Here is a 22,565-nt window from a genome sequence, read left to right on the forward strand (position 1 = left end):
AGGAACTGGTTGCCCAGGCCCTCGCCCTTGGACGCGCCGCGCACCAGGCCGGCGATGTCCACGAAGTTCATGCGTGCCGGGATGATCTCCTTGGACGGGATGATCGCCGCCAGCTTCTCGAGGCGCGGCTCGGGCACGGCCACGTCGCCGGTGTTCGGCTCGATGGTGCAGAAGGGATAGTTCGCGGCCTGGGCGGCGGCGGTCTGGGTGAGCGCGTTGAACAGCGTCGACTTGCCCACGTTGGGCAGGCCGACGATGGCGACTTTCAGGGCCATGGGTAGGTGCAGATCCTTCTCGAAGGCGCCGGACCTAGCATGGGCGGCAAGCCGCTACAAAGCGCGCGATGTCCCGCGCGCGGATCGCCGCCTCAGTGGGGCCAGCGGTTCTCGAGGACCGTGGCCTGGCCATCCTTCCACATGACCTCGAGGGCGGGGTCCTTCGGCTGGCCCTCGGCGAAGAGTTCGTAGACCACGGCGCCGTCCGTCTGCCGGCTTTCGATCACCCGCACCGGCCTGGCGGTGGGCGCGGCGGCGCGGACCGGGGCGGGGGCGGCGCTCCAGGCGATGTCGCGCTGGATCTCCACCACCTCCCAGCCCCGGGACGTCTGCAGCATGTCGAGCTCGATCTCGGCGCCGTCCGGGAGCTTGCCCTCCACGTCGTAGTAGCGGCGGCCGTCGCGCTCCTTCAGCTCCGCCTCGGTGATGGTCATCTGCGGCATGGCCGCCTTCACCGCCGCGGCCACGTCGGGCGGGACGGAGTCGGCGAGGGCGGGGGAGGCGAGGACGGTCAGCAGGAGGGCGAGGGAAGCGGCCCGCATCGGTGTCTCTCCACGAAATGACACCGGTATCATATCCCGAAAGGGCGGCGGCTCAATCGCCGCGAGCGGCCTTCCTCGGATCGACCTTCTCGGCGGGCGCCAGGCGCATGACCTCGGCCTGGTACTTCTCGTCCTCGCCCAGCGCCAGCAGGGGGAGGGCGTCGGCGCAGGCCTGCAGCAGGGGCTCGACCCACTTCATCTCCACCTTGTGGAAATCGGAGAGGACGTGGCCGTGCACCAGCTCCTTCTGGCCGGGGTGGCCGGTGCCGAGCCGGGCGCGCCGGAAGTCGGGGCCGACCTGGGCGGCGACCGAGCGGATGCCGTTGTTGCCGGCCGCGCCGCCGCCCGTCTTCATCCGGAAGCGGCCGGGGGCCAGGTCGATCTCGTCGTAGAAGACCACGAGGTCCGCCGGCTTCAGCTTGAAGAACTTCAGCGCCTCGCCGACCGCGCGGCCGCTCTCGTTGTAGTAGGTCTGCGGCTTCAGGATCAGGGCGCGTACGGGGCCCTCCGGCGTCTCGATGGCGCCCTCCTGAGCCAGGCTCTGAAAACGAGAACGCGCCGGTGAGAAGCCCCACCGGCGCGCAATCTCGTCAACGGCCATGAAGCCGATGTTGTGGCGGTTCTTGGCGTAGCCCTGGCCCGGATTGCCCAGGCCCGCGATGAGCAGCATCTCGCCCCCGCCGGAACCGCGCGACGTCGCTTAGGACTCGGCGCCTTCCGCGGCCTCGCCGCCCTCGGCCGTCTCCTGGACCTCGGCCATGGCGCCGGCGATGCTGGCCACCACGGTGTCGCCGTCGACGGCGGCTTCAACGCCGGCCGGCAGCTTCAGGTCGGAGACGCGGATGGTCGCGCCGATGTCGAGCGGGCCGACGTCGAACACGATCTCTTCCGGGATGTGGTCCGCGGCGCAGGCGACCGTCAGGGCGTGCAGGGCGATGTTCAGGGTGCCGCCACGCTTCAGGCCGACCGAGTCTTCCTGGTTCTGGAAGTGGACCGGGACCTCGATCTTGATCTGCTGGTGCGCGTCGACGCGATAGAGGTCGAAGTGCCACGGCTCGTCGGTGACCGGGTGCATGTCCACGGCCTTGGCGATGACCGGCTGGGTCTCGTCGCCGTACTTCAGGGTCACCAGGTGGCCCAGCAGCTTGCCCGTGTAGAGCGCCTTGCGGAACTCGTTGGACTTCACCGAGATGGCCACGGGGTCCTTGTCGCCGCCGTAGAGGATGCCCGGGACCATGCCCGAGCGGCGGGCTTCGCGCGCGCCGCCGGTGCCGGTGCGCTCGCGCACTTCAACGTTCAGGATGATGTCGGCCATCGCCTTGCCTCAAAACGAAAGCCGCCGCGCGAAGGCCCGCGCGGCGACGGAAATCCGTGACCCAGGGGTCGATAGGGTGCGCGTAGATACACAAAAGCCCCGCCCCATGCAACGGGGGCGGGGCCTCTGTTTTCACGCGATCGTCAGCGGGTGCGGGTGCTGGTCCCGATCGCCTTCTCGGCGCCCACCGGCGTGGGCGGGACGCTGGCGGCCACCGCGATCCGGCCATCGGTCGGCTCGGGCAGGCCCGCGCCCTTCATCAGGCACTTGCCGGTATCGATCAGCACGTGCTGGCCGAGGCAGAAGACGTCCTCGTAGTGCGGCTTGGAGACGGCGAGGCACTGGTAGAGGTTGAGCTTGGACATGTTCAGGCAGGACGCCGAGGCCGGGTCGGCCAGCAGCGGCATGACCTGCTCCAGCGACGCGTCGTCGCCGTAGCCGAGGTTGGCCAGCGCCGCCACGGCCATGGCGCGGATGACCACGGGCGAGTAGGGCGGGGTGGCCGGCTGGGCGACCAGGCCGAGCGCCGGCGCGCCCACGGTGGCCGCCTGAAGGCGGGAGGTCTCGCCGACGTCCGGCAGGACGGGCGTAGTGGAGAGCTGCTTGGCCAGCGTCAGGCGCGCGGCGCGGCCGGCGACCTCGGCCTTCGACCAGGACGAGCGCTGCACGTCGTAGGCGGCCTGCTTCACCATCCGGCCCTGCTCGAGCAGCTTCTGGCCGTCGCCGCCGATGGCCGCGATCACGTGGCCCGCGGCGCTGGACGAGCCGGCGATGCCGACCACATAGGCCGGGTCCTTCATGATCTCGTAGGCCACCTGCTGGCGGCGCTGGGCGTCGATGGCGTAGCTGCGGACGCCGGCCACGAAGGCCTGGTCCTGCATGGCGGCGACGGCGCCGTAGGCGATCGCCCCGCGGACCATCTGCTGCGGCTCGTAGGCGGCGCCGGTGCGCACGCCCTCGGCCACGGCCTGGCCGTTGGTGAACTGCGGCGAAATGGCCTGGGCCTTCAGCACATAGGCGCGATAGGCCGCGGCCTGCTCGACGACCTTGGGCGACAGGCTGGCCGCCGGAGGCGGCGGCGGGGCTTGCGGGGCCGGCGGCTCGGCGCACGCGGCGAGCACCGCGGCGGCCGCCAGGGCGGCAAAGGACAGGGTCCGGCGGACCCGGAACGCGAACGTCATGAGCGGAGAGCCTTCCCCCTGAAGATCAGTGGAGCCGAAGATACACGGAGCGCGGGCGAGATTGTGGCCCGACATGGTAAACTCTTGCTGAGCAAGCTTGGCCTTTCGGCCGCGCGGAAGTCCCTCAGTCGAAGAGTTTCGACACGCTCTCTTCGTTGGCGATGCGGCGGATCGCCTCCCCGATCAGCGGCGCGCAGCTCACGATTCGGATCTTGTCGCTCTTGGCGACCATGTCCGTGGCCTCGATGGAGTCCGTGACCACCAGCTCGCGCAGCACGGACTTGCCCACCCGGTCCACCGCCGCGCCGGACAGGACGCCGTGGGTGACGTAGGCCGACACCTCGGTGGCCCCGGCTTGCTTCAGCGCCTCGGCGGCGTTGCAGAGCGTGCCGGCGGAGTCGACGATGTCGTCGTAGAGGATGCAGTGGCGGCCGGAGACGTCGCCGATGATGTTCATCACCTCGCTCTGGCCGGGCCCCGAGCGACGCTTGTCGACGATGGCCAGGTCGGCGCCCAGGCGGTTGGCCAGCGCGCGGGCCCGCACCACCCCGCCCACGTCCGGCGAGACGATCATCAGGTCCGCGCCGCCGCGGTAGTGCCGGTGGATGTCGTCGGCCATGCGCCGGGCGGGCAGCAGGTTGTCGGTGGGGATGTCGAAGAAGCCCTGGATCTGGCCCGCGTGCAGATCCATCGTCAGGACCCGGTCGGCGCCGGCGCGGGTGATCAGGTTGGCCACCAGCTTGGCGGAGATGGGCGTGCGGCCGCCGGTCTTCCGGTCCTGACGGGCGTAGCCGAAGTAGGGGAGCACGGCGGTGATCCGGCGGGCCGAAGCGCGCTGCAGCGCATCGACGCAGATCAGCAGCTCCATCAGGTTGTCGTTGGCCGGGTAGCTGGTCGACTGGATGACGAAGACGTCCTCGCCGCGGACGTTCTCGTCGATGGTCACGAAGACCTCGTTGTCGGCGAACCGGCGGACCTGGGCCCGCGTCAGCGGCACGTCGAGGTAGTCCGCGATCGCCTGGGCCAGGGTACGGTTCGAGTTGCCGGCCAGCAGCTTCATGAGGTCCCCCGCGGCGATGTCGCTATGGGCCGGCCTTGTAGCAGCGGAACCGCACGAGTCTATCCCTCAGGCGGTAACCATGATGGCCGACAGCAGCCGCCCGTAGTCGGGCTCGCCCTGCTTGAAGGCGCGGCGGTTGGAGAAGAACCGGTCGGCGTCGGCGCAGGTGTCGTGGCCGACCCATTCCGCCTGCTCGACCCCGGCGGCGCGCAGGCGGCCGAGCACGAAGCCGGGCAGGTCGAACATGCGCTTGTCGGGGCTGGCCCCCGCCGCGAAGTACCGCCCGTAGGCGCGGTCGAAGTGGGTGAAGCGCTCGAGGAACTCGACGCCGACCTCGTAGGACTGCGGCGCGATGCAGGGCCCGACGGCGGCGCGAATGCGGTCGCGGCGGGCCCCGAGCGTCTCCATGCGGGCGACCGCGGCCTCGACCACGCCGGTGAGGGCGCCCTTCCAGCCGGCATGGGCGGCGGCCACCACCCGGGCCTCCGGGTCGGCCATCAGCACCGGGGCGCAGTCGGCCGCCAGCGCGCCGCAGACCACGCCGGACGCGGCGCTGACCACCGCGTCGGCCTCGGGCGGGCCGGCGGGCCAGGCGCCGTCGGCGACGAGCGCGGTGGCGGAGTGGACCTGGTAGGCGGTGACCAGTTCCTGCGCGCCGAACCAGGCGGCGCAGCGGCGGCGGTTCTCGCTCACCGCGGCCGGGTCGTCCTTCGACCCGAGGCCGACGTTCAGGCTGGCGTAGATCCCCTGCGAGACGCCGCCCTGGCGCGTGAAGAAGGCGTGCCGCACGCCCGGCAGGTCGAGCAGCGGCGAGGCGATCACGGGCGGGTGCGTCTTGGTCAGGTCGTTCACGTCAGGCGTCCTCGTAGGCGGGGGGCGTCCAGCCGGGCGAATGGATGACGCCGGCCTTGAAGAGCTCGCCCATCTGGTCGGCGGCGACCAGCCGGTTGAGCTGCCGGCCGATCACGGCGGACTTCTCGGGCCGGGCGCGCACCAGGGCCTCGGCTCGCTCCCCGACGCCGAGCCTGGCCAGCAGCTCGCCCTGGGTGAGGAGCGCGGTCTCGGCGCCCTGCGCCCGAGCGGCGGAGAGCACGGCGGGAAAATCGGCATGGACGGTGAGGTCGGCTTCGCCGGGGCAGGCCAGCGGATCGACCTTCTCGTGCCGGCGGAGCGCCTGCAGGGTGTCGCCGAAGCCGGGCTCGCCGCGGCCGTAGTCGATCAGCAGGGCCGCGCCGCCGTCGCGCACGATCCGTGAGCCGAGCTCGGCGCCAAGGGCGGCCTGGGCGGCGGACTGCTCCCACACCGCGCCGGCGGGCGCGTCCGGGAACGGCAGTTGCGGGGCGTTGGCGAGCCCGAAGGCGAGCTCGCCTTCGGCGTCGAGGCCGATCACCTGCTCGGCCCAGCCGGTGGCGGTGCGGACGAACTGGCGGGCCGGCAGGCAGTCCAGCAACTCGTTGGCCACCAGGATCAGCGGCGCGCCCTCGGGCACGTCGGCCAGCGCGCCGACCCAGTGGACGGCCTCGCCCAGCAGCCGGCGCTGCTTGGCCTTCAGCGGTTCGGAGACCTCCACCAGCCAGACCTCGGCGGCGGCGGTGAATTCGGGCGCCATGCGGGCGGCGCGCAGCAGGTCGCTCATGAGCGTCCCGTCGCCTGGGCCCATTTCCACCAGCCGGACGCGGGCAGGTGCGCCCATCATCTGCCAGGCCGCCACGGCCCAGACGCCGATCAGCTCGCCGAACATCTGGCTGACCAGGGGCGCGGTGACGAAGTCGCCCTCGGGGCCCAGGGCGGGGCGCGTGGCGTAGTACCCGTCGGCCGGGTCGTGCAGGCACCGGGTCATGAACTGGGCCACGCTCATGGGCCCGCCGGCGGCGATTTCCGCCGCCAGGCGATCACGCAGGCTCATCGGCGACGCGCTTGGCCTCGGGCGCCGGGACACGGGCCTCGGCCGGCAGCGGCGGGGGCAGCGGCTCGCGCATCCCGCGCCAGATCAGCCACAGGCCGAACAGGATCATCGGGATCGACAGCATCATCCCCATGGTCAGGCCGAGCGGGAAGTCCGGCATGTAGGCGTCTGGCTCGCGGACGTTCTCCAGGCTGACGCGGATCAGGCCGTAGCCGGCGACGAACAGGCCCATGACGACGCCGCGGCGGTTCAGCAGCTTCGCGCCGTAGGTCGCCCACAGCAGCAGCAGGAAGAGGGCGACGCCCTCGAGCGCGGCCTCGTAGAGCTGGCTCGGGTGGCGCGGCTCGGGCCCGGCGCCCGGGAAGACGATGCCCCAGGGCGCATCGGTGGGGCGGCCCCAGAGCTCGCCGTTGATGAAGTTGGCGATGCGGCCGAAGAAGAGGCCGATCGGCACCACCGGCGAGACCACGTCGGCCAGGCGCCACAGGTCGACGCCGTTGCGCCAGGCGAACACGATCATGGCCAGGAACACGCCGATGGCGCCGCCGTGGAAGCTCATGCCGCCCTTCCAGACCTGGAAGATCTGCAGCGGATCCTCGGCGATCATCCCGGGGGTGTAGAACAGCACGTGGCCCAGGCGGCCGCCGACGATGATGCCGACGGTGACCCACAGGATCAGGTCGTCGATCTGCTCGGTGGTCACCGGCGGCGGGCGGTTGATCCAGAGCCTGCGGTCGCGGACCAGGGCCACGGCGTAGCGCCAGCCCAGCAGAATGCCCGCCACATAGGCGAGGGCGTACCAGCGGATGGCGAAGGGGCCGATCTGCACCAGAACGGGGTCGAAATCCGGGAAGGGCACGGTTTGGGCGGCTCCAGCGTTCAGGTTCGGAGGGTTTAGACGAACAGCCCTTCGCTTTCACCCCCCGCGGGGCCATATAGGAGAGCAGGCGGTCCATCCTGGCCGCCCCTAGAGCGTAAGATGCAGACCCAGAACCCGTTCCTCGACGAAATGGCCAAGCTCACCTCCGCCGCCATGGGCCTCGCCCAGGCGGCCGGCGAGGAGGCGAAGGCCGCGCTCCGCTCCCAGGCCGACCGCGTGGCCGCCGAGTTCGACCTCGTGCGCCGCGACGACTTCGAGGCCCTGAAAGCCGAGGTCGCGGCCCTGCGCGCCGAGGTCGAGGCGCTCCGCGCGACCAAGGGCAAGTCCAAGGCGCAGGCCGCGCCGACAGATATCCCTTAAGGTTAAGGCCCTGACTTACCCACAACTCTTCGCGCGAATGCCGGTCGCCGGCCACAAGAACGTGGTGACGACCGAGCGGCAAAGCGGACTAACTTCAGTATCGCAGGCGATTCGGGAGCGGCCCTCCGTTCTCCGCCCCTTGCGAAAGGACCTCGGGTCTCATGGACATCACCCAGTCTGACGACACCGTCCTCCTCGGGAACGATCCCCTGGACGTGGTTGAGCATGTGCTTACGGCGGAAAACCTGCCGTTCGACCGTACAGAAGACGGGGATCTCGCCTTCGCCCTCGCCGGCGACTGGAAGGACTACGAACTCTGGTTCGCCTGGCGGCCGGAAGCCGACTGCCTGCAGCTCTGCCTGTCGATGGACCAGACGGTCGTCAAGGAGCAGCGCGCGGCGGCCCAGGAGCTCATCGCCCAGATCAACCCGCGCTGCTGGCTCGGCCACTTCGAGCTCTGGGACGACGGCGAGATCATCTTCCGGCACGGCATGGCGCTGATGACGGGCGAGCAGCCGAGCCTGGCCCAGGCGGCCGCCATGATCGACGTGGCGGTGGAGGCGGGCGACCGCTTCTACCCGGCGTTCGACTTCCTGGTCCGCGGCGCCAAGTCGCCCCAGGACGCCATCGCCGCCTGCATGTTCGAGACCGTCGGCGAAGCCTGACGCCCGAGGGTTGCCACCGCCGCGGCCCCCGCTAGGGTCGCGGCGATGATCACGCCCATTCTGATGCTGGGCGCCGGCCGCATGGGCGGCGCGGTGCTCGAGGGCTGGCGGCGCGCGGGCGCCTTCCAGCCGACCGACCTCGTCATCCGCGACCCGCAGCCCGGCCCGCAGGCCCAGGCCCTCGAGGCCGAGGGCGCGCTGCTCAATCCGCCCGACGCCGAGCTGGCCCGGGCCAAGACCGTCCTGCTCTGCGTGAAGCCGCAGCTCTGGCGCGACGTCGCCGCCGAGACCGCGCCCTGGCTCGCCGCCGATGCGGTGATCGTCTCGGTGGCCGCGGGCGTGAAGTCCCAGGACATCGCCAAGGAGTTCGGCGGCCGCTGCGTGGCCCGCGTGATGCCGACCACCGCCGCCGCCATCGGCCAGGGCACCGCTAGCCTCTACGCCGACGACCCGGCGGCGCTGGCCCGGGCGCACGCGCTGTTCGAGCCGCTGGGCGCGGTGGTGGACCTCGCCGACGAGGGGCTGATGCACGCCGCCACCGCCGTCTCCGGCTCGGCGCCGGCCTATCTCTACGCCTTCGTGGAGGCCCTGGAGGGCGCGGGCATGGCGGCCGGCCTGCCCGAGAAGGAGGCCCGGCGGCTGGCGCGCTCCACCCTGACCGGCGCGGCCGCCCTGCTGGCCGACAGCGGCGAGGAGCCGGCGGAGCTGCGGCGGCAGGTGACGTCGCCCGGCGGCACCACCGAGGCGGCGCTCAACGTCCTGCTCGGCGCCGACGGGCTGCCCAGCCTGCTGCGCGAGGCGGTGGTCCGCGCCGTGAAGCGCTCGAAGGAGCTGGGCGCCTAGCTGGCCCGGCGCCAGGTCTGGCCGCGGCAGATCATCAGCACGCAGCCGTCGAGCTTCAGCGTTCCGTTCGGGTTCAGCTTGAGCTTGGAGTCGTAGGTCTTTCCGCTCTCGGGGTCGTAGATCTTGCCGCCGGTCCAGCGGCCGGGCTCGGCGCGCTTGAAGTCGCGCAGGAACTGCAGCCCGACCACCGGGCGGGCGCGCAGCTTCGGGTCGGGGTTGTTCTTGTCCTTCTGCGGCGAGCCGGTCTCGGGATCGTTCGGCTCCTTCAGCGACAGGATCGTGCCGCACAGCCGCTCGGCGCCGCAGGGGGCCAGCCGGACCTTGGCGCGGCCGCCTTCGCTCAGCCAGTCGCCCTCCACCGGGTCGGCGGCGAGCGCGGGCGCGGCGGACAGCATCAGGGCGGCGAGGGCGATCAGCGGGCGCATGGGGATCCTCCGGATTGGCGGCAGGCTTCCCCCTCAACGCTTAACCGCGGCTGAAGGCGCTCACCCCGGCAGGCGGACGACGGCGCGCAGGCCGCCCAGCGGCGAGGCCTCCAGGGTGATGTCGCCGCCGTGGCCGCGGGCCACGTCGCGCGCGATGGCCAGGCCCAGGCCCACGCCCTTGGTGTTTTGGTTGCGGCTCTCGTCCAGCCGGCCGAAGGCCTTGAACGCCTCCTCGTACTGCTCGGCCGGGATGCCCGGCCCGTCGTCATCCACGACGATCTCCAGGCCGCCGGACGGGCGGGGGCGGGCGGTGACCTCCACGTGCTCGCCATGGACGGCGGCGTTCATCACCAGGTTGGACAGCGCCCGCTTCAGGGCGTTGGGCCGCACCCGGGCGGTGAGCTCGGGCTCGGCGGTCAGCGTCACCTGCGCCCCGGCCCGGCGGGCGCCCTCCGAAACCTCGTCCAGCAGCTCGCGCAGGCGCACGGTCTCGACGGCCTCGCCGCCCTCGCCGCGGGCGAAGGCGAGGTACTCGTCGATCATGTGCTCCATCTCGGCGAGGTCCTTCTTCATCGCCGCCGTGCGGGTGGAGGGCTCGGCGAGGGCGAGCTCGAGCTTCAGCCGGGTGAGGGGGGTGCGCAGGTCGTGGCTGACGGCGGCGAGCAGGGTGGTGCGCTGGTCGATGTGGCGCTGAATGCGGCCCTTCATGTCGATGAAGGCGTGGGCCGCGCGGCGGACCTCGCGGGCGCCGTGCGGCTTGAAGTAGGGGACCTCGGCGCCCCGGCCGAACGCCTCGGCGGCGTTGGCCAGCCGCTCGATGGCGCGCACCTGGTTGCGGATGAACAGGATCGCGACGCTGGTCAGGATGACGGTCGCCAGGGTCATCCAGAGCACGAAGATGTGCCCCTGGGTGGCGAAGGCCCGTTCCCGCGGGGCCAGGACCCGCATGACCCCACCGGGCACCGCCACGCGGACGTCCACGTAGGCCGGGTAGCGGGTCGTGTCGAACCAGTAGGGCGTGTCCAGCCGGGCCTCCAGCGCCCGCTCGAGCGACCGGTCGATGGGCGCGAAGAACGGCTCCAGCGCCGCGGGCGGGTCGCGCCGCCGCGCCGGAAGCTGCCGCCCGGGCTGCAAGGCCACCGACAGGCCCATGGACTCCTCGGCCCGTTCCGACAGCCGCGCGAAGGCCTCGGGGCTCGGGTCGTCGTGGTAGCTTTCCACGGCCCAGGCGATGTCGCCGGCCAGGCCTTCCGACAGGCGGGCGGTCACCGTCTGCCAGTGGGCGTCGAAGAAGATGTAGGTGACCGCGATCTGCATCAGGGCCACCGGCAGCACGATGATCAGCAGCGAGCGGCCGAAGAGCGTCTTCGGCAACTGCCGCTTCAGCCAGCGGGCCAGCACCCGTGACGGGACGAGGCGCATCAGTCCGGCGCCAGCCGGTAGCCCACGCCGCGGACCGTCTGCAGGTAGCGGGGCGCCTTGGGGTCGTCCTCGATCTTGCGGCGCAGGCGGGTGACCTGCACGTCCACCGCGCGGCCGGAGGGGTCCACGGTGCCGCGGGCGAGCTCCAGCCGGTCCACCGGCTCGTGCGGGGTGCGGGCGAGCTGGCGCAGGAGGGCGACCTCGGCCTCGGTCAGCCGCACCGGCTCGCCGTCGCAGGTGAGCTCGCCGCGGTCGGGATCGAAGGCGCAGCGGCCGAGCGACAGCGGGCCCTCGCCGCTCGGCTTGTCGGCCGCCCGGCGCAGGATCGCCTCGATGCGCAGCAGCAGCTCCTCGGGCTCGAAGGGCTTGGGCAGGTAGTCGTCGGCGCCCAGCTTCAGGCCCTCGATCCGGTCGCCCGGCTCGCCCTTGGCGGTGAGCATCAGCACGGGCGTACGGCCGGCGGGGCCGCGCTGGTCCCGCAGCCAGCGGGTGAGCGAGAAACCGTCCTCGCCCGGCATCATCACGTCGAACACGGCGAGGTCGAAATCGAGGCTCTCGATCAGCCGGCGGGCGGGCGCGCCGCCGTTGGCCGCCGTCACCCGGAAGCCGGCGCGGGCGAGATACTCCTTCAGGAGATCGCGGATCCGGTCGTCGTCGTCGACGATCAGCAGGTGGCGCCCCCGGCGGGCGACCTCGGTCAGGGTCATGCCATGCCTCCGCCCGCGCCGGGGCTGCGTGTGCGTCCGCCGGCCAGCGCCGCCAGGATGCGCCGCGCGCCCGCCACCCCGTCGAGGCCGGCGGTGCGGTAGGCGCGGGCGAGCTGGGCGCGCAGTCGCTCGGTGATCGCCGCCTCGAACGCCTGGCCCCTGTCTGTGAGCGCGGCGCTGCGGCGCCGGCCGTCCTCATCGCCGGCGGTCTTCTCCACCAGGCCCTTGCCGGCGAGGTCGACCAGGATGCGGCTGGCGGCCTGTTTGGACAGGCTGGTCAGGTGGGCGAGCTCCTGAACGCCGACGCCCGGCCGGCGGCGGAGCAGGAAGGCGGCGCGCCAGTGGGATCGGCCGAGGCCCAGGCCCTCGGCCTCCAGGCCGGCGTCGACGGAGGCCCACAGCGAGGCCTCGGCCAGCATCAGCAGCTCGACCCCCGCGTCGAGCTCGTCCTCGCGCAGGATCAGGCGCGGGTCGGCGGGAGCGTTCACGCGTGCGCCCGGGACGTTCAGGCCAGCCAGGCGTAGGGCCGGGGGTAGGCCTCGTCGCGGGCCAGGTAGATGACGCCGACGATGCAGCGGATGGCGTACCAGATCCCCACCAGCGCCCAGATCGCCCAGCTCAGCATCAGCAGCGGGATGCCCACCAGCACGAAGCTGAGCGGCAGGCCGACCACGAACAGCAGGCCGCCGGCCACGCACCAGGCGATGCCCATCCAGAAGGTGCGGATCAGGAAGGTGTAGTGGGTGCGCAGCTTGGGTCCCGCCGAGCCCTGCTGGGCGTAGGCGAGGATCAGGCCGACGATCACCGTGACGCCCGTGGCGAACGCCAGCAGATAGAGCGCGTAGACGATGGCCGGCATGGTCCGGTCCTCGGTCGCGCCGTACTCGAGACGATCGGTCATGGCCGCGCTCCTTGAAGGCTCATGGGAATGATGTGCCCCTTCGCGGGGAGAATTCAACGTCGCCGCCGCTAGCTGCGCACCACGGTGATCTCGACGCCCGCGCCGGTGGCGTGCGGCGCGAGCGCCAGCGGCTTCTCGACCCGCACCCGGGCGCGGCTGACGCGGGGATCGGCCAGGCAGCGGCGGGCCAGCCGCTCGGCGAAGGTCTCCACCAGCGCGATGTGGCCCTCGCCGGCCACGCTCCGGGCCGCTTCGAGGAGGGTCTCGTAGTTCAGGGTGTCGGCCAGCCGCTCGGCGCCGGCGGTGGGCACGTCCAGCTCCACGTCGACGATCAGCGGCTGCAGGCGGCCGATCTCGTGACGGTAGACGCCGATCTCGGCCTGCACCTCGACGCCGGTGACGAAGACCTTGGTCATGACGACACGGGCCTCCGGCGCGGCCGCCGGGCCATCTTCGGGGCGGGGGGAGGCTGCCATACGCGCGTCGCTTCAGCTCTTCCAGGCCAGGTGCTGGCCGGAGTCGACGGCGATCATCTGGCCGGTCACCGATGGCGCGTCAATCAGGTAGCGGAGGGCGGCGGCGATCTCGGTGGGATCCACCGGTCGCCGCATCAGGGTCGCCGCCGCCTCGGCGTCGAACGCCGCCTGGTCCTGGTGGATCGAGGGCAGGACGGGGCCGGGGCCGATGCCGTTCACCCGCACCCGCGGCGCGAGCGCCTGGGCCATCAGCCGGGTGGCGTCCCACAGCGCCGCCTTGCTGAGCGAATAGGAGAAGAACTCGGGCGTGGGCTTCAGCACCCGCTGGTCCAGGATGTTGACGATCAGGCCGTCGTGTTCGGGCGGCAGGCGGCGGGCGAACACCTGCGACAGCACCAGCGGCGCGCGCAGGTTGGTCTCCAGGTGAAGGTCCCAGGAGGCCCGGTTCATGTCGGCGAAGGCGTCCTCCTCGAAGACGCTGGCCGAGTTGACCAGGAGGGTGACGGGCCCCAGCTCGCCCTCGGCCTCGCCTACCAGGGCGACGGCGCGGCCTTCCTGGCGCAGGTCGCAGGCCACGATGGCCGCCCGGCGGCCGCGGGCGCGGACCTCGCCGGCGGCGGCCTCCGCCTCGTCGTCGACGGTGCGGACGTGGATGGCGACGTCGTAGCCGGCTTCGGCGGCGGCCCGCACCAGCGCCCGGCCGATCCGCCGTGCGCCGCCGGTGATCAGCGCCGCGCCGCGGCTGGCCATGTCGCGGGGCTCCTTAGTCGAGGCGGCCGAACTCGAAGATGTTCAGCGCGGCCATCACCACGAGGAAGATGACGACGGTGAGGATCCCGATCATGGGGCGGCTCCGGAAAAATCAGTCGTCCGGGCTTTAGCGACGCTGCGCCTCGGCCGCAAGGACGCTTGTCCAACGGGCGAAGGCGCCGTCAAGGTTCAGGAAAACGACGATCTTGGGAAACGCCATGCCGCTCGCGCCCATCCCTCTGTCGGCCTTCGAGAAGATCGCGCTCGGCATCGACCGGCCGGAGGACGTGGTGGTGAGCCGCGACGGCCGGGTGTTCGCCGCCGACCACCAGTGCGCCGTGGCCGAGATCCTGCCCGGCGGGGCGGTCAAGCGGATGGGACCGAAGGGCGGGGCGCCGAACGGGATCAACATGGACCTCCAGGGGCGGATCGTGATCGCCAACTTCGGGATCTACGACCGCGAGCCGGGGCCGCTGCAGCGGTTCGATCCGGAGACCGGCCTGCACGAGACGCTGCTCACCGAGGTGGAGGGCCGCCGGCTCACCTCCTCCAACTATCCGGTCATCGACCGGGCGGGGAACATCTGGTGCGCCAACTCCACCCACGCGGAGACCTGGCCCCAGGCGCTGGACGGCCGCGACGACGGCTTCATCTACGTGCTGCGGCCCGACGGCTCGGCCTCCATCGTGGCGGAGGGGCTGAGATTCCCCAATGGCCTGGCGCTCTCGGCCGACGAGGAGCAACTGTTCTGCGCCCAAACCAGCGCCGCCGACGTGCTGGCTTTCGAGATCCACGAGGGCGCGCGGCTGGGGCCCGGCCACCGCTACGGCCCCGTGCTGGGCGAGCTGATGGAGCCGGGCGGGCCGGCGCCGGATCCGGCGACCCTCGGCTACACCGACGGCATCGGCTTCGACGCCGAGGGCAACCTCTGGGTCTGCCTGCCGGCCGCCAACCGGGTGGTGGCGATCACGCCCAGGCTGCAGGTGGTCACCGTCGTCCACGACCCGTCGGGCAAGATCGTCAACCATCCGACCAACGTCACCTGGGGCGGGCCCGATCTGAGGGACCTCTACATCGGCTCGATCCGGGCGGATTATGTGCTGCAGGCGAGGTCGCCCACGGCCGGCCAGCCGCACGTCCATCAACGCTGACCCAGCGTCCCTCTTCCCTGCTTATCGCTGATCATTAAAATGAGTGTTTGAAGTCGGGGCGGCGATCCCCGGCGGGGCAGGAAAAGCCAAGCTAAGCGGTCCAGGAGGCCTCATGCGCGAATACCTCAAATTCTACATCGACGGCCAATGGGTCGATCCGGTCGAGATGAAGACCCTCGACGTCGAGAACCCGGCCACGGAAGAGGTCGTCGGCCGCATTGCGCTGGGCTCGGCCGCCGACGTCGACAAGGCGGTGAAGGCCGCCCGCCGCGCCTTCGAGAGCTGGTCGCAGACCAGCCGCGAGGAGCGCCTGGAGGTCCTGCAGCGGATCCTCGCCGAGTACCAGAAGCGCTTCGGCGACCTGGCCACCGCGGTGACCGAGGAGATGGGCGCGCCCGCCAGCCTCGCGCAGCGCGCGCAGGTCCCGGCCGGCATGGGCCACCTCGCGACCGCCGCCCAGATCCTCAAGGACTTCAAGTTCGAGGAAGACCGCGGCGCGACGATGATCGTGAAGGAGCCGATCGGCGTCTGCTCGTTCATCACCCCCTGGAACTGGCCGCTGAACCAGATCGCCTGCAAGGTGGCCCCGGCCATCGCCACGGGCTGCACCATGGTGCTGAAGCCCTCGGAAGTGGCGCCGTTCAGCGGGCACATCTTCGCCGAGATCATGCATGCGGCCGGCGTGCCGGCGGGCGTGTTCAACCTCGTTCACGGCGACGGTCCGGGCGTTGGCGCGGCGCTGTCGAGCCACCCCGACGTGGACATGGTGTCGTTCACCGGCTCCACCCGCGCCGGCATCGAGGTCGCCAAGGCGGCGGCCCCGACCGTCAAGCGGGTCCACCAGGAGCTGGGCGGCAAGAGCCCGAACATCGTGCTCGACGACGACGCCTTCTCGAAGAGCGTCGCGCGCGGCGTGCAGCACGTGATGACCAACTCCGGCCAGAGCTGCAACGCGCCGACCCGGATGCTCGTCCCGTCGCAGCGGATGGAAGAGGCGGCCGCGGTCGCCAAGGCCACCGCCGAGCAGATCACGGTCGGCGACCCGAACGGCAACTTCAACCTGGGCCCCGTGGTCTCCAAGCTGCAGTGGGACAAGATCCAGGGGCTGATCCAGAAGGGCATCGACGAAGGCGCGACCCTGGTGGCCGGCGGCACGGGCCGTCCGGAAGGCCTGGAGAAGGGCCACTTCGTGAAGCCGACGGTGTTCGCCAACGTCACCAGCGACATGACCATCGCCAAGGAAGAGATCTTCGGCCCGGTCCTGTCGATCATGGGCTACGAGAGCGTCGACCAGGCCATCGCGATCGGCAACGACACCGAGTACGGCCTCGCCGGATACGTGAACGGCGCCGACCTGGAGCAGGCCCGCAAGGTCGCCCGCCAGATCCGCGCCGGCCAGGTGTCGATCAACGGCGCCAGCGACATGACCGCCCCCTTCGGCGGCTACAAGATGAGCGGCAACGGGCGCGAGTGGGGCGACTACGCCTTCCACGAGTTCCTGGAGACGAAGGCGATCATGGGCTACGCGCCCAAGGCCGCCGAGTAAGCCGAGCCACAACGAGGGGCCGCCCACCGGGCGGCCCCCATCTCTTAGGGGAGGGCCGCGCATGGCCGTCATCGATCCGGATTTCGGCGCCTTCCTCGAGGCCCAGGCGGCGCTGCTCAAGGCCAATCCGATGCCGCCGCTGGATCAGGTCCCGCCCGAGATGCTGCGGGCCGGCTACCGCATGCAGCGGCAGAGCCAGGACCAGAACGCGCCCAGGGACCTCGACGTCCGCGATTTCGCGCTGCCCGGCCCGCACGGCGAGATCCCGGTCCGCCTCTACGAGCCGCACGGCCTCGCCCGCCCCTCCGGCCTGCTGGTCTATTTCCACGGCGGCGGCTGGACCATCGGCGACCTCGAGACCCACGACGGCCACTGCCGCCGGCTGGCCGCCTGGGGCGGCTGCCGGGTCATGGCCGTGGACTACCGGCTGGCGCCGGAGCACCAATTCCCCAAGGGCCACGACGACGCGCTCGCCGCCGTCCGCTGGGCCTTCGACCACGCCGCGGAGATCGGCGCGGACCCGAGCCGCATCGCCGTCGGCGGCGACTCCGCCGGCGGCAACCTGGCCGCCTCGGTGGCCATCGACCTGAAGGACGATCCGGCCCGGAAGGTCGCCTTCCAGCTCCTGCTCTATCCGGCCACCACGGCCGAGTGGAAGACGGAGTCCCGCCGCACCCTGGACGGCCCGACCCTGACCTTCGAGGTGATGCGCTGGTTCGAGAAGAACCTCGCCGCCGGGGAGCATCCGGAGGCGCACCGGCTGTCGCCGCTGGACGCCCGCGACGTGGCCGGCGTGGCCCCGGCGCTGGTGGTCACCGCCGGGCACGACTGCCTGAAGGACGAGGGCTGCGCCTACGCCGAGCGCCTGCAGCAGGCGGGCGTCGAGGCCCGGCACGTGGAGTACCCGGCCCTGCCGCACGATTTCTACATCATGGCCGACGTCTCGCCGGCCGTGACCACCGCCGCCCGCGAGACGGCCGAGGCGCTGAAGGCGAAGATCGGCTAGGCCGCCGGCCGTCGGGCGTTGCACCAGGCCAGCACCGCCCAGCCGAGCAGGGCCGAGGCCAGCGAGCCGGCCAGCACGCCCAGCCGCACCTTGGTCTGCGCGAGCGCGTCGCCGGCCGGGAAGGCGAGCTCGCCCACGTAGAGGCTCATGGTGAAGCCGATCCCGCAGAGCACGGCCACGCCATAGAGCTCCAGCCACTTCGCGCCTGTGGGCCGGCGGGCGAGCTTCAGGCCGATCGCCAGTGCTGTGGCGCCGAACACGCCGAGCTGCTTGCCGAGCAGCAGGGAAAGGCCGACGCCCAGCGCCACCGGCGCGGTGGGCGCGTCCGCCGGCAGATTGGCGAAGGAGAAGCCGGCGGCGGTCAGCACGAACAGCGGCAGGACGAAATAGGCCACGTAGGGGTGCAGGGCGGCGATCAGCTCGTCGAGCACGCCCGCGCCGCCCGGCCGCTTCGAGCGCAGCGGCACGACGGCGGCCGCGGCGAGGCCGGCCACGGCCGTGTCGATCCCCGACTTCAGGACGAACCCCCAGAGCAGGATGAAGCCCACGGTCCAGAAGACGTAGGGCGCCGTCCGCCAGCGCGACATGCCGGCCAGCACCGCCAGGGTGGCGACGGCTCCGCCGAGCATCCAGGGGCGGAGCGCCTCCGTGAACAGCACGGCGGCCAGCAGCACGGCCGCCACCAGGTCCACGAGGGTCACGGTGAGCAGGAAGACCCGCAGCATCGGCGGCAATCTCGGCCCGGCCACCGCCAGCACCGCCAGGGCCGCGGCGATGTCCGTGGCCGCCGCCGTGGGCCAGCCCTGGGCGACGCCACCCTCGCCGGCGTTGATGGCCAGGTAGATCGCCGCCGGGACCGCCACGCCGCCGGCCGCCGCCAGCAGGGGCAGGGCCAGCCGGCGCGGATTGGAAAGCTCGCCGCGGACCACCTCGTCCTTCACCTGCAGGCCGAGCACGAAGAAGAAGACCGGCATCAGCGCGGTCTTGACCCAGGCGGCCAAGGTCATGGTCTCGGCGAACGGACCGAACTGCACGGTGACCGTCTCGCCGATCAGCCGGGCGTAGCCGCCGGCCCACGGCGAGTTGGCCCAGGCGGTGGCGAACAGCGCCACGGCGGCGAGGAGCAGGCCCGCGCCGGTTTCGGTTCTCAGGAAGGCCAGTCGCGAGCGGGTGGACACGAGCCCTGCCTAGCAACAGCCGGCCGGCGCGCCAACGCCGGATGCCGCGGTCTCAGCCGCGGGTGGCCACCGGGCGCAGGCGGGTGGGCAGCAGCTCGCCCGTCGCCTCGAGCACCGGATAGGCCGCACCCTCCACCAGGTGGGTGTTCACCCGCTTCAGGTCGCGCAGCGCGTCGAGATGCAGCGAGCTGGTGTCGACCGTGTCCGCGTCGCCGGACTGGAGGCGACCGAAGTGGGCCCGCACGGCCTCGGCCTCCAGCTCGCGGAACGACTCCTTCTCGGCGACCAGCAGGCGCGCGGCGCTGCGGTCGCCGCTGACGAAGGCCGCGGCCGCCAGGCGGACATTGGCGAGCAGCCGGTCGACCAGGGCGGCGAGGTCGGCCTCGCCCTCGGGCGAGAACACCACTCCGCGCTTCAGCTTCCGCGCCGCGACGCTCAGCAGGTTGCGGTCCACCAGGTCGCCGGCGTGCTCCAGGTTGGTGGCGAAGGTCAGGATGCGGGCGAGCTGGTTGGCCTCGTCGGGCGTGAGCGCGTCGGTGGGGATCGAGACCAGGTAGGCGCGGATCGCGGTGTTCAGCCGGTCCAGCACATCGTCCATCTGCCGGGTCGCCTGGATGGGCGTGCGGCTGGGAACCAGCAGGGCCTCGCGCAGACCCTTCAGCATCTCCTCCAGGGTGTCGGTCATCCGCAGCGCCTCGCGGGTGGCCCCGCCCAGCGCCACCGAGGGCGTCGCCCGCGCCTCGGGGTCCAGGTAGAGCGGCGCGCCCGGATCGGCGGTGTCCTTGGCGGGCAGCAGGCGGGCGATCAGCTTCGCGTAGGTGCGGATCCACGGCAGGAAGAGCAGGGCGAGGCCGACGTTGAACAGGGTGTGGAAGTTGGCCAGCGCGCGCGCGTCGCTCGGCCCCAGCCGCTCCACGAGGGGCAAGGCCAGGCTGAAGGCGCCCATCACCAGGACCAGGCCGGCGAGGCGGTTCAGCAGGTTGCCGAGCGGCAGCCGCTGGGCGGCGGGGTCGGCCCAGTCGGCGCCCTCCAGCAGCGGGTTGAGCGCCGAGCCGAGGTTCGCGCCCACCACCAGGGCGACGCCGGTCTCCAGCGGCACGACGCCGGCCGAGACCAGCGACATGGCCAGCAGCACGGTCACCACGCTGGAATGCGCGGCCCAGGTGAGAACGGCCGCCACGATCACCGCCAGCGGGGTGTAGCGCCCGACCTGGGCCAGGAAGGCTTCACCCGCGGGGGAGGCGACCACCGGCTCCAGCAGCGCCAGGAACTGGTGCAGGGCGGTGAGCACGAGTCCGAGGCCGATCAGGACGCGCCCGAAATCGTGCGGCGCGTCCTGCGCCCGGCGGAACAGGACCACGCCGGCCAGCACCAGGATCGGCGCGAGCGCCGCGACATTGAACGACAGCACCTGGACCACGAGGGTGGTGCCGACATTGGCCCCCAGCATCACGGCGAGGGCGGGTGCAAGCTCCACCAGGCCGCCGGCCTGGAAGGCCGTGAGCATCAGGCCGGTGGCGGTGCTGGACTGCAGGGCGACCGTCACCGCCGCGCCGGCCCCGAAGGCCTTCAGCCGGTTGCGCAGCGCCCCGCCCAGGAAGGCCCTGAGCTTCGGCCCGAAGGTGCGCTGCACGCCGGTCTGCACCATGTGCACGCCCCACAGCAGCAGGGCGGCGAAGCCGGCGAGCTCCAGCAGGGTCAGGGTGAGGTCGATGGCCGGGCGCCTCCGTCAGCGGCCGCTGGATGGGGCCGCTGCCTGATTGAGCGCCGGTTCGACGCCGACCGCAACGGCGGGTGGTGCGTCACTCGGGCCGGAAGGCGGCGATCAGGGCCTGCAGCTCGGGTTCGTCCACCCGCGGGGCGGCGTCCTCGACGCGCGTCCAGAGCTTCTCGCGCTGGCCCTGCTCGGGCCAGGCGTCCGCCTCAGCCTCGACGCGCAGCGGGAAGACCGTGACCTTCACGTGCTGCATCCGGCCGCTCGCGAGCCGCTTGTCGTAGTGGTAGACGCCGAGCTTCTTCTTGGCCACGTCGCCGGTGACGCCGGCCTCCTCGTACGCCTCGCGGGCGGCGGACTTCGGCGACTTCAGCCCCTTGATCGGCCAGCCCTTGGGGATCACCCAGCGGCGCGTCTCGCGCGAGGTGATCAGCAGCACTTCGACCGCGCCGTCGGCCGCGCGGCGCCAGGGAAGGGCGGCGTACTGCTCCCGCGGCTCCCGATCGGGCTCGGCGCGCAGCGGGACCTGCTTCTTGCCCATCAGCCGAACAGCCGGTCGCCCAGGCGGGCGAGGAAGTAGAAGGCCGCGCCCATGGCGGCGGCCGCCGGGAGGGTGATGATCCACGCCCAGACGATGCGGCCCGCGATGCTCCAGCGGACCGCCGACATCCGCCGCGCGGCCCCGACGCCGACGATGCAGCCGGTGATGGTGTGGGTGGTGGAGACCGGGATGCCCAGGTTGGTGAAGAAGAACAGGGCGATGGCCCCGCCGGTCTCGGCGCAGAAGCCCTGCTGGGGGGAGAGCCGGGTGATCCGGGAGCCCATGGTGTGCACGATCCGCCAGCCCCCCATCAGCGTGCCCAGCCCCATCGCGAGCTGGCAGGAGATGACCACCCAGAAGGGAACGTGGAACTCCCCGCCGAGATGCCCGTGGGAATAGAGCAGGACGGCGATGATCCCCATGGTCTTTTGGGCGTCGTTGCCGCCGTGGCCCAGCGAAAACAGCGAGGCGGAGACGAACTGCAGCTTGCGGAAGGTGGAATCCGCGAAGGCCGGCGTGGACCTCAGGAACAGCCACGAGACCAGCAGCACCAGCGCCAGCGCCAGCAGGAAGCCGAGCGTCGGCGAGATCACGATGCCGCTGGCGGTCTTGATGACCCCCGCCCAGACCACCGGATCGAGGCCCGCCTTGGCCATGCCCGCGCCCAGCAAGCCGCCGATCAGGGCGTGGGAGGACGAGGACGGAATGCCCAGCAGCCAGGTGAGGACGTTCCAGGTGATCGCCCCGCCGAGCGCGCCGAAGATCACCGCGTCGGAGATGATCTCCGGATGGATGATCCCCTTCCCCACGGTGCTGGCCACGTGCAGCGGGAAGACCAGGAAGGCGATGAAGTTGAAGAACGCCGCCCACATCACCGCGTAGTTGGCGGGCAGGACGCGGGTGGAGACGATCGTCGCGATGGAGTTCGCCGCGTCGTGCAGGCCGTTCAGGAAGTCGAAGACCAGCGCGACGGCGACGAGGAAGATCAGGAGCAGGGCCGGATCCACGGCGCGCCGGCTCCTAGAGGTGCTCGATCAGCACGCCGCTGATCGTGCTGGCGACGTCCTCGAAGCGGTCCACCACCTTCTCCAGGTGATCGTAGATCTCGGCGCCGACGATGAAGGCCATCGGATCCTGCCGGGCCGGCCCGCGGTAGAGCTCGGACATGCCGCGGTCGTAGAGGCCGTCGGAGTCCTCCTCCAGGCGCGCCACCTGTTCGGTGATGCTGTTGATCCGCGGCGCGTTGTTGCGCAGTTGGCGCAGCAGCGGCACGGCCTCGGCGGTGAGGTCGGCCGACTTCACGATCACGTCGCCCAGCACGACCATCAGCGGCTGGAACTCGCGCTGCTCGAACAGGGTCACGGCCTTGGCGGTCTTGTGCATCTGGTCGATGGCGTCGTCCATCGAGCTGATCAGGTTGCGGATGTCGGCCCGGTCGAACGGGGTGATGAAGGTGCGGCTGACCGCCAGCATGACCTCGCGGGCGATGCGGTCGGCCTCCTCCTCGTGCCGCGCGACGGCGGCGCAGTGCTCGGGCACGTCCGGCCCGCCGTCCAGCAGGTCACGCAGGGATCGGGCGCCGGCGCAGAGCGTGCGGGCGTGCGCCTCGAACAGGTCGAAGAAGCCCTCCTCGCGGGGCATCAGGGCCTGGAACCATCGGATCATGCGCGCGCCTCCGCCGCGGGATGCGCCGCTCTAGGCGTTTGTGACAGTTTTGTGAA

Annotated in this window: 27 protein-coding genes; 6 read left to right on the top strand and 21 right to left on the bottom strand. The window is 71.7% G+C overall.

Features of this window, described 5'->3' with window-relative positions; genetic code table 11:
- The 9 genes from ACE3Q8_RS10685 to lgt form a co-directional block, all read right to left on the bottom strand.
- Positions 1 to 275 (bottom strand): GTPase (locus ACE3Q8_RS10685; protein ID WP_374470270.1); only part of this gene is annotated, 275 nt, incomplete at its 3' end.
- A gap of 92 nt (positions 276 to 367) precedes the next feature.
- Positions 368 to 817 (bottom strand): hypothetical protein, encoded by a 450-nt coding sequence (locus ACE3Q8_RS10690; protein WP_374470271.1) that lies wholly within the window; start codon positions 815 to 817, stop codon positions 368 to 370.
- A 52-nt stretch (positions 818 to 869) separates the two neighbouring features.
- A complete protein-coding gene (gene pth / locus ACE3Q8_RS10695; RefSeq protein ID WP_374470272.1) occupies positions 870 to 1,487 on the bottom strand; it encodes an aminoacyl-tRNA hydrolase in 618 nt (205 codons plus the stop codon).
- A gap of 30 nt (positions 1,488 to 1,517) precedes the next feature.
- Positions 1,518 to 2,132, bottom strand: coding sequence for a 50S ribosomal protein L25/general stress protein Ctc (locus ACE3Q8_RS10700; RefSeq protein ID WP_374470273.1), 615 nt, complete (start codon positions 2,130 to 2,132; stop codon positions 1,518 to 1,520).
- 143 nt (positions 2,133 to 2,275) lie between these two features.
- Positions 2,276 to 3,313: a hypothetical protein gene (locus tag ACE3Q8_RS10705; protein WP_374470274.1), complete on the bottom strand. Its 1,038-nt coding sequence runs from the start codon at positions 3,311 to 3,313 to the stop codon at positions 2,276 to 2,278.
- A gap of 124 nt (positions 3,314 to 3,437) precedes the next feature.
- Entirely contained in the window at positions 3,438 to 4,373 is a 936-nt protein-coding gene (locus ACE3Q8_RS10710) for a ribose-phosphate pyrophosphokinase (protein WP_374470275.1), read from the bottom strand.
- Between the two features lie 66 nt (positions 4,374 to 4,439).
- Positions 4,440 to 5,216, bottom strand: coding sequence for a peptidoglycan editing factor PgeF (pgeF, locus tag ACE3Q8_RS10715; protein ID WP_374470435.1), 777 nt, complete (start codon positions 5,214 to 5,216; stop codon positions 4,440 to 4,442).
- A gap of 10 nt (positions 5,217 to 5,226) precedes the next feature.
- The gene (locus ACE3Q8_RS10720) at positions 5,227 to 6,279 is read right to left on the bottom strand and encodes a class I SAM-dependent methyltransferase (protein ID WP_374470276.1); all 1,053 of its coding nucleotides are present in this window, start codon (positions 6,277 to 6,279) and stop codon (positions 5,227 to 5,229) included.
- Positions 6,266 to 7,138: a prolipoprotein diacylglyceryl transferase gene (lgt, locus tag ACE3Q8_RS10725; RefSeq protein WP_374470277.1), complete on the bottom strand. Its 873-nt coding sequence runs from the start codon at positions 7,136 to 7,138 to the stop codon at positions 6,266 to 6,268. The genes ACE3Q8_RS10720 and lgt overlap by 14 nt, the downstream gene beginning before the upstream one ends.
- A 120-nt stretch (positions 7,139 to 7,258) precedes the next feature.
- On the opposite strand from lgt, the gene ACE3Q8_RS10730 reads away from it, so the two are divergent.
- The 3 genes from ACE3Q8_RS10730 (at position 7,259) to proC (ending at position 9,027) form a co-directional block, all read left to right on the top strand.
- Positions 7,259 to 7,519: an accessory factor UbiK family protein gene (locus ACE3Q8_RS10730; RefSeq protein ID WP_374470278.1), complete on the top strand. Its 261-nt coding sequence runs from the start codon at positions 7,259 to 7,261 to the stop codon at positions 7,517 to 7,519.
- 161 nt (positions 7,520 to 7,680) lie between these two features.
- The gene (locus ACE3Q8_RS10735) at positions 7,681 to 8,184 is read left to right on the top strand and encodes a YbjN domain-containing protein (protein ID WP_374470279.1); all 504 of its coding nucleotides are present in this window, start codon (positions 7,681 to 7,683) and stop codon (positions 8,182 to 8,184) included.
- A 48-nt stretch (positions 8,185 to 8,232) separates the two neighbouring features.
- Positions 8,233 to 9,027: a pyrroline-5-carboxylate reductase gene (gene proC / locus ACE3Q8_RS10740; RefSeq protein ID WP_374470436.1), complete on the top strand. Its 795-nt coding sequence runs from the start codon at positions 8,233 to 8,235 to the stop codon at positions 9,025 to 9,027.
- Here the strand turns inward: proC and ACE3Q8_RS10745 are convergent.
- From ACE3Q8_RS10745 to ACE3Q8_RS10775, 7 genes are all read right to left on the bottom strand, one after another.
- Complete coding sequence (locus tag ACE3Q8_RS10745; RefSeq protein ID WP_374470280.1) at positions 9,024 to 9,452, bottom strand: DUF2147 domain-containing protein; 429 nt, start codon at positions 9,450 to 9,452, stop codon at positions 9,024 to 9,026. The genes proC and ACE3Q8_RS10745 overlap by 4 nt on opposite strands.
- Positions 9,453 to 9,512: 60 nt before the next feature.
- On the bottom strand, positions 9,513 to 10,874 hold the full coding sequence (locus ACE3Q8_RS10750; protein ID WP_374470281.1) for an ATP-binding protein: 1,362 nt from the start codon (positions 10,872 to 10,874) through the stop codon (positions 9,513 to 9,515).
- A complete protein-coding gene (locus ACE3Q8_RS10755; protein ID WP_374470437.1) occupies positions 10,874 to 11,575 on the bottom strand; it encodes a response regulator in 702 nt (233 codons plus the stop codon). The genes ACE3Q8_RS10750 and ACE3Q8_RS10755 overlap by 1 nt, the downstream gene beginning before the upstream one ends.
- Positions 11,576 to 11,577: 2 nt before the next feature.
- Positions 11,578 to 12,069, bottom strand: a complete 492-nt coding sequence (locus ACE3Q8_RS10760; RefSeq protein ID WP_374470282.1) for a MarR family transcriptional regulator — start codon at positions 12,067 to 12,069, stop codon at positions 11,578 to 11,580.
- 17 nt (positions 12,070 to 12,086) lie between these two features.
- Positions 12,087 to 12,482, bottom strand: coding sequence for a DUF4870 family protein (locus ACE3Q8_RS10765; RefSeq protein ID WP_374470283.1), 396 nt, complete (start codon positions 12,480 to 12,482; stop codon positions 12,087 to 12,089).
- A gap of 68 nt (positions 12,483 to 12,550) precedes the next feature.
- Positions 12,551 to 12,898, bottom strand: coding sequence for a dihydroneopterin aldolase (folB, locus tag ACE3Q8_RS10770; RefSeq protein ID WP_374470284.1), 348 nt, complete (start codon positions 12,896 to 12,898; stop codon positions 12,551 to 12,553).
- Positions 12,899 to 12,970: 72 nt separating this feature from the next.
- The gene (locus ACE3Q8_RS10775; protein ID WP_374470285.1) at positions 12,971 to 13,708 is read right to left on the bottom strand and encodes an SDR family oxidoreductase; all 738 of its coding nucleotides are present in this window, start codon (positions 13,706 to 13,708) and stop codon (positions 12,971 to 12,973) included.
- A 218-nt stretch (positions 13,709 to 13,926) separates the two neighbouring features.
- Here ACE3Q8_RS10775 and ACE3Q8_RS10780 point away from each other — a divergent pair, with 218 nt between their 5' ends.
- The 3 genes from ACE3Q8_RS10780 to ACE3Q8_RS10790 all read left to right on the top strand — a co-directional run bounded on the left by ACE3Q8_RS10780 (position 13,927) and on the right by ACE3Q8_RS10790 (position 17,411).
- Complete coding sequence (locus ACE3Q8_RS10780) at positions 13,927 to 14,859, top strand: SMP-30/gluconolactonase/LRE family protein (RefSeq protein ID WP_374470286.1); 933 nt, start codon at positions 13,927 to 13,929, stop codon at positions 14,857 to 14,859.
- Positions 14,860 to 14,971: 112 nt separating this feature from the next.
- Positions 14,972 to 16,405, top strand: coding sequence for an aldehyde dehydrogenase family protein (locus ACE3Q8_RS10785; RefSeq protein ID WP_374470287.1), 1,434 nt, complete (start codon positions 14,972 to 14,974; stop codon positions 16,403 to 16,405).
- Between the two features lie 61 nt (positions 16,406 to 16,466).
- A complete protein-coding gene (locus tag ACE3Q8_RS10790; protein ID WP_374470288.1) occupies positions 16,467 to 17,411 on the top strand; it encodes an alpha/beta hydrolase in 945 nt (314 codons plus the stop codon).
- Here the strand turns inward: ACE3Q8_RS10790 and nhaA are convergent.
- From nhaA to ACE3Q8_RS10815, 5 genes are all read right to left on the bottom strand, one after another.
- The gene (nhaA, locus tag ACE3Q8_RS10795; RefSeq protein ID WP_374470289.1) at positions 17,408 to 18,589 is read right to left on the bottom strand and encodes a Na+/H+ antiporter NhaA; all 1,182 of its coding nucleotides are present in this window, start codon (positions 18,587 to 18,589) and stop codon (positions 17,408 to 17,410) included. The genes ACE3Q8_RS10790 and nhaA overlap by 4 nt on opposite strands.
- Positions 18,590 to 18,641: 52 nt before the next feature.
- The gene (locus ACE3Q8_RS10800; RefSeq protein ID WP_374470438.1) at positions 18,642 to 20,303 is read right to left on the bottom strand and encodes a Na/Pi cotransporter family protein; all 1,662 of its coding nucleotides are present in this window, start codon (positions 20,301 to 20,303) and stop codon (positions 18,642 to 18,644) included.
- Between the two features lie 88 nt (positions 20,304 to 20,391).
- On the bottom strand, positions 20,392 to 20,844 hold the full coding sequence (locus tag ACE3Q8_RS10805) for an NUDIX hydrolase (protein ID WP_374470290.1): 453 nt from the start codon (positions 20,842 to 20,844) through the stop codon (positions 20,392 to 20,394).
- A complete protein-coding gene (locus tag ACE3Q8_RS10810) occupies positions 20,844 to 21,851 on the bottom strand; it encodes an anion permease (protein WP_374470291.1) in 1,008 nt (335 codons plus the stop codon). Before ACE3Q8_RS10810 ends, ACE3Q8_RS10805 begins: the two co-directional genes overlap by 1 nt.
- Positions 21,852 to 21,864: 13 nt before the next feature.
- Positions 21,865 to 22,509, bottom strand: a complete 645-nt coding sequence (locus ACE3Q8_RS10815; RefSeq protein ID WP_374470292.1) for a DUF47 domain-containing protein — start codon at positions 22,507 to 22,509, stop codon at positions 21,865 to 21,867.
- Positions 22,510 to 22,565 lie beyond the last annotated feature (56 nt).

The organism is Phenylobacterium sp., assembly GCF_041913825.1.
GTDB lineage: Bacteria > Pseudomonadota > Alphaproteobacteria > Caulobacterales > Caulobacteraceae > Phenylobacterium.

Bases quoted from the DNA above. Each gene is read 5' to 3' on its own strand.
- ACE3Q8_RS10690 (WP_374470271.1), bottom strand. From the start codon at position 817: ATGCGGGCCGCTTCCCTCGCCCTCCTGCTGACCGTCCTCGCCTCCCCC.
- pth (WP_374470272.1), bottom strand. From the start codon at position 1,487: ATGCTGCTCATCGCGGGCCTGGGCAATCCGGGCCAGGGCTACGCCAAG.
- ACE3Q8_RS10700 (WP_374470273.1), bottom strand. From the start codon at position 2,132: ATGGCCGACATCATCCTGAACGTTGAAGTGCGCGAGCGCACCGGCACC.
- ACE3Q8_RS10705 (WP_374470274.1), bottom strand. From the start codon at position 3,313: ATGACGTTCGCGTTCCGGGTCCGCCGGACCCTGTCCTTTGCCGCCCTG.
- ACE3Q8_RS10710 (WP_374470275.1), bottom strand. From the start codon at position 4,373: ATGAAGCTGCTGGCCGGCAACTCGAACCGTACCCTGGCCCAGGCGATC.
- ACE3Q8_RS10720 (WP_374470276.1), bottom strand. From the start codon at position 6,279: ATGAGCCTGCGTGATCGCCTGGCGGCGGAAATCGCCGCCGGCGGGCCC.
- ACE3Q8_RS10730 (WP_374470278.1), top strand. From the start codon at position 7,259: ATGCAGACCCAGAACCCGTTCCTCGACGAAATGGCCAAGCTCACCTCC.
- ACE3Q8_RS10735 (WP_374470279.1), top strand. From the start codon at position 7,681: ATGGACATCACCCAGTCTGACGACACCGTCCTCCTCGGGAACGATCCC.
- ACE3Q8_RS10745 (WP_374470280.1), bottom strand. From the start codon at position 9,452: ATGCGCCCGCTGATCGCCCTCGCCGCCCTGATGCTGTCCGCCGCGCCC.
- ACE3Q8_RS10750 (WP_374470281.1), bottom strand. From the start codon at position 10,874: ATGCGCCTCGTCCCGTCACGGGTGCTGGCCCGCTGGCTGAAGCGGCAG.
- ACE3Q8_RS10765 (WP_374470283.1), bottom strand. From the start codon at position 12,482: ATGACCGATCGTCTCGAGTACGGCGCGACCGAGGACCGGACCATGCCG.
- folB (WP_374470284.1), bottom strand. From the start codon at position 12,898: ATGACCAAGGTCTTCGTCACCGGCGTCGAGGTGCAGGCCGAGATCGGC.
- ACE3Q8_RS10775 (WP_374470285.1), bottom strand. From the start codon at position 13,708: ATGGCCAGCCGCGGCGCGGCGCTGATCACCGGCGGCGCACGGCGGATC.
- ACE3Q8_RS10780 (WP_374470286.1), top strand. From the start codon at position 13,927: ATGCCGCTCGCGCCCATCCCTCTGTCGGCCTTCGAGAAGATCGCGCTC.
- ACE3Q8_RS10785 (WP_374470287.1), top strand. From the start codon at position 14,972: ATGCGCGAATACCTCAAATTCTACATCGACGGCCAATGGGTCGATCCG.
- ACE3Q8_RS10790 (WP_374470288.1), top strand. From the start codon at position 16,467: ATGGCCGTCATCGATCCGGATTTCGGCGCCTTCCTCGAGGCCCAGGCG.
- ACE3Q8_RS10805 (WP_374470290.1), bottom strand. From the start codon at position 20,844: ATGGGCAAGAAGCAGGTCCCGCTGCGCGCCGAGCCCGATCGGGAGCCG.
- ACE3Q8_RS10815 (WP_374470292.1), bottom strand. From the start codon at position 22,509: ATGATCCGATGGTTCCAGGCCCTGATGCCCCGCGAGGAGGGCTTCTTC.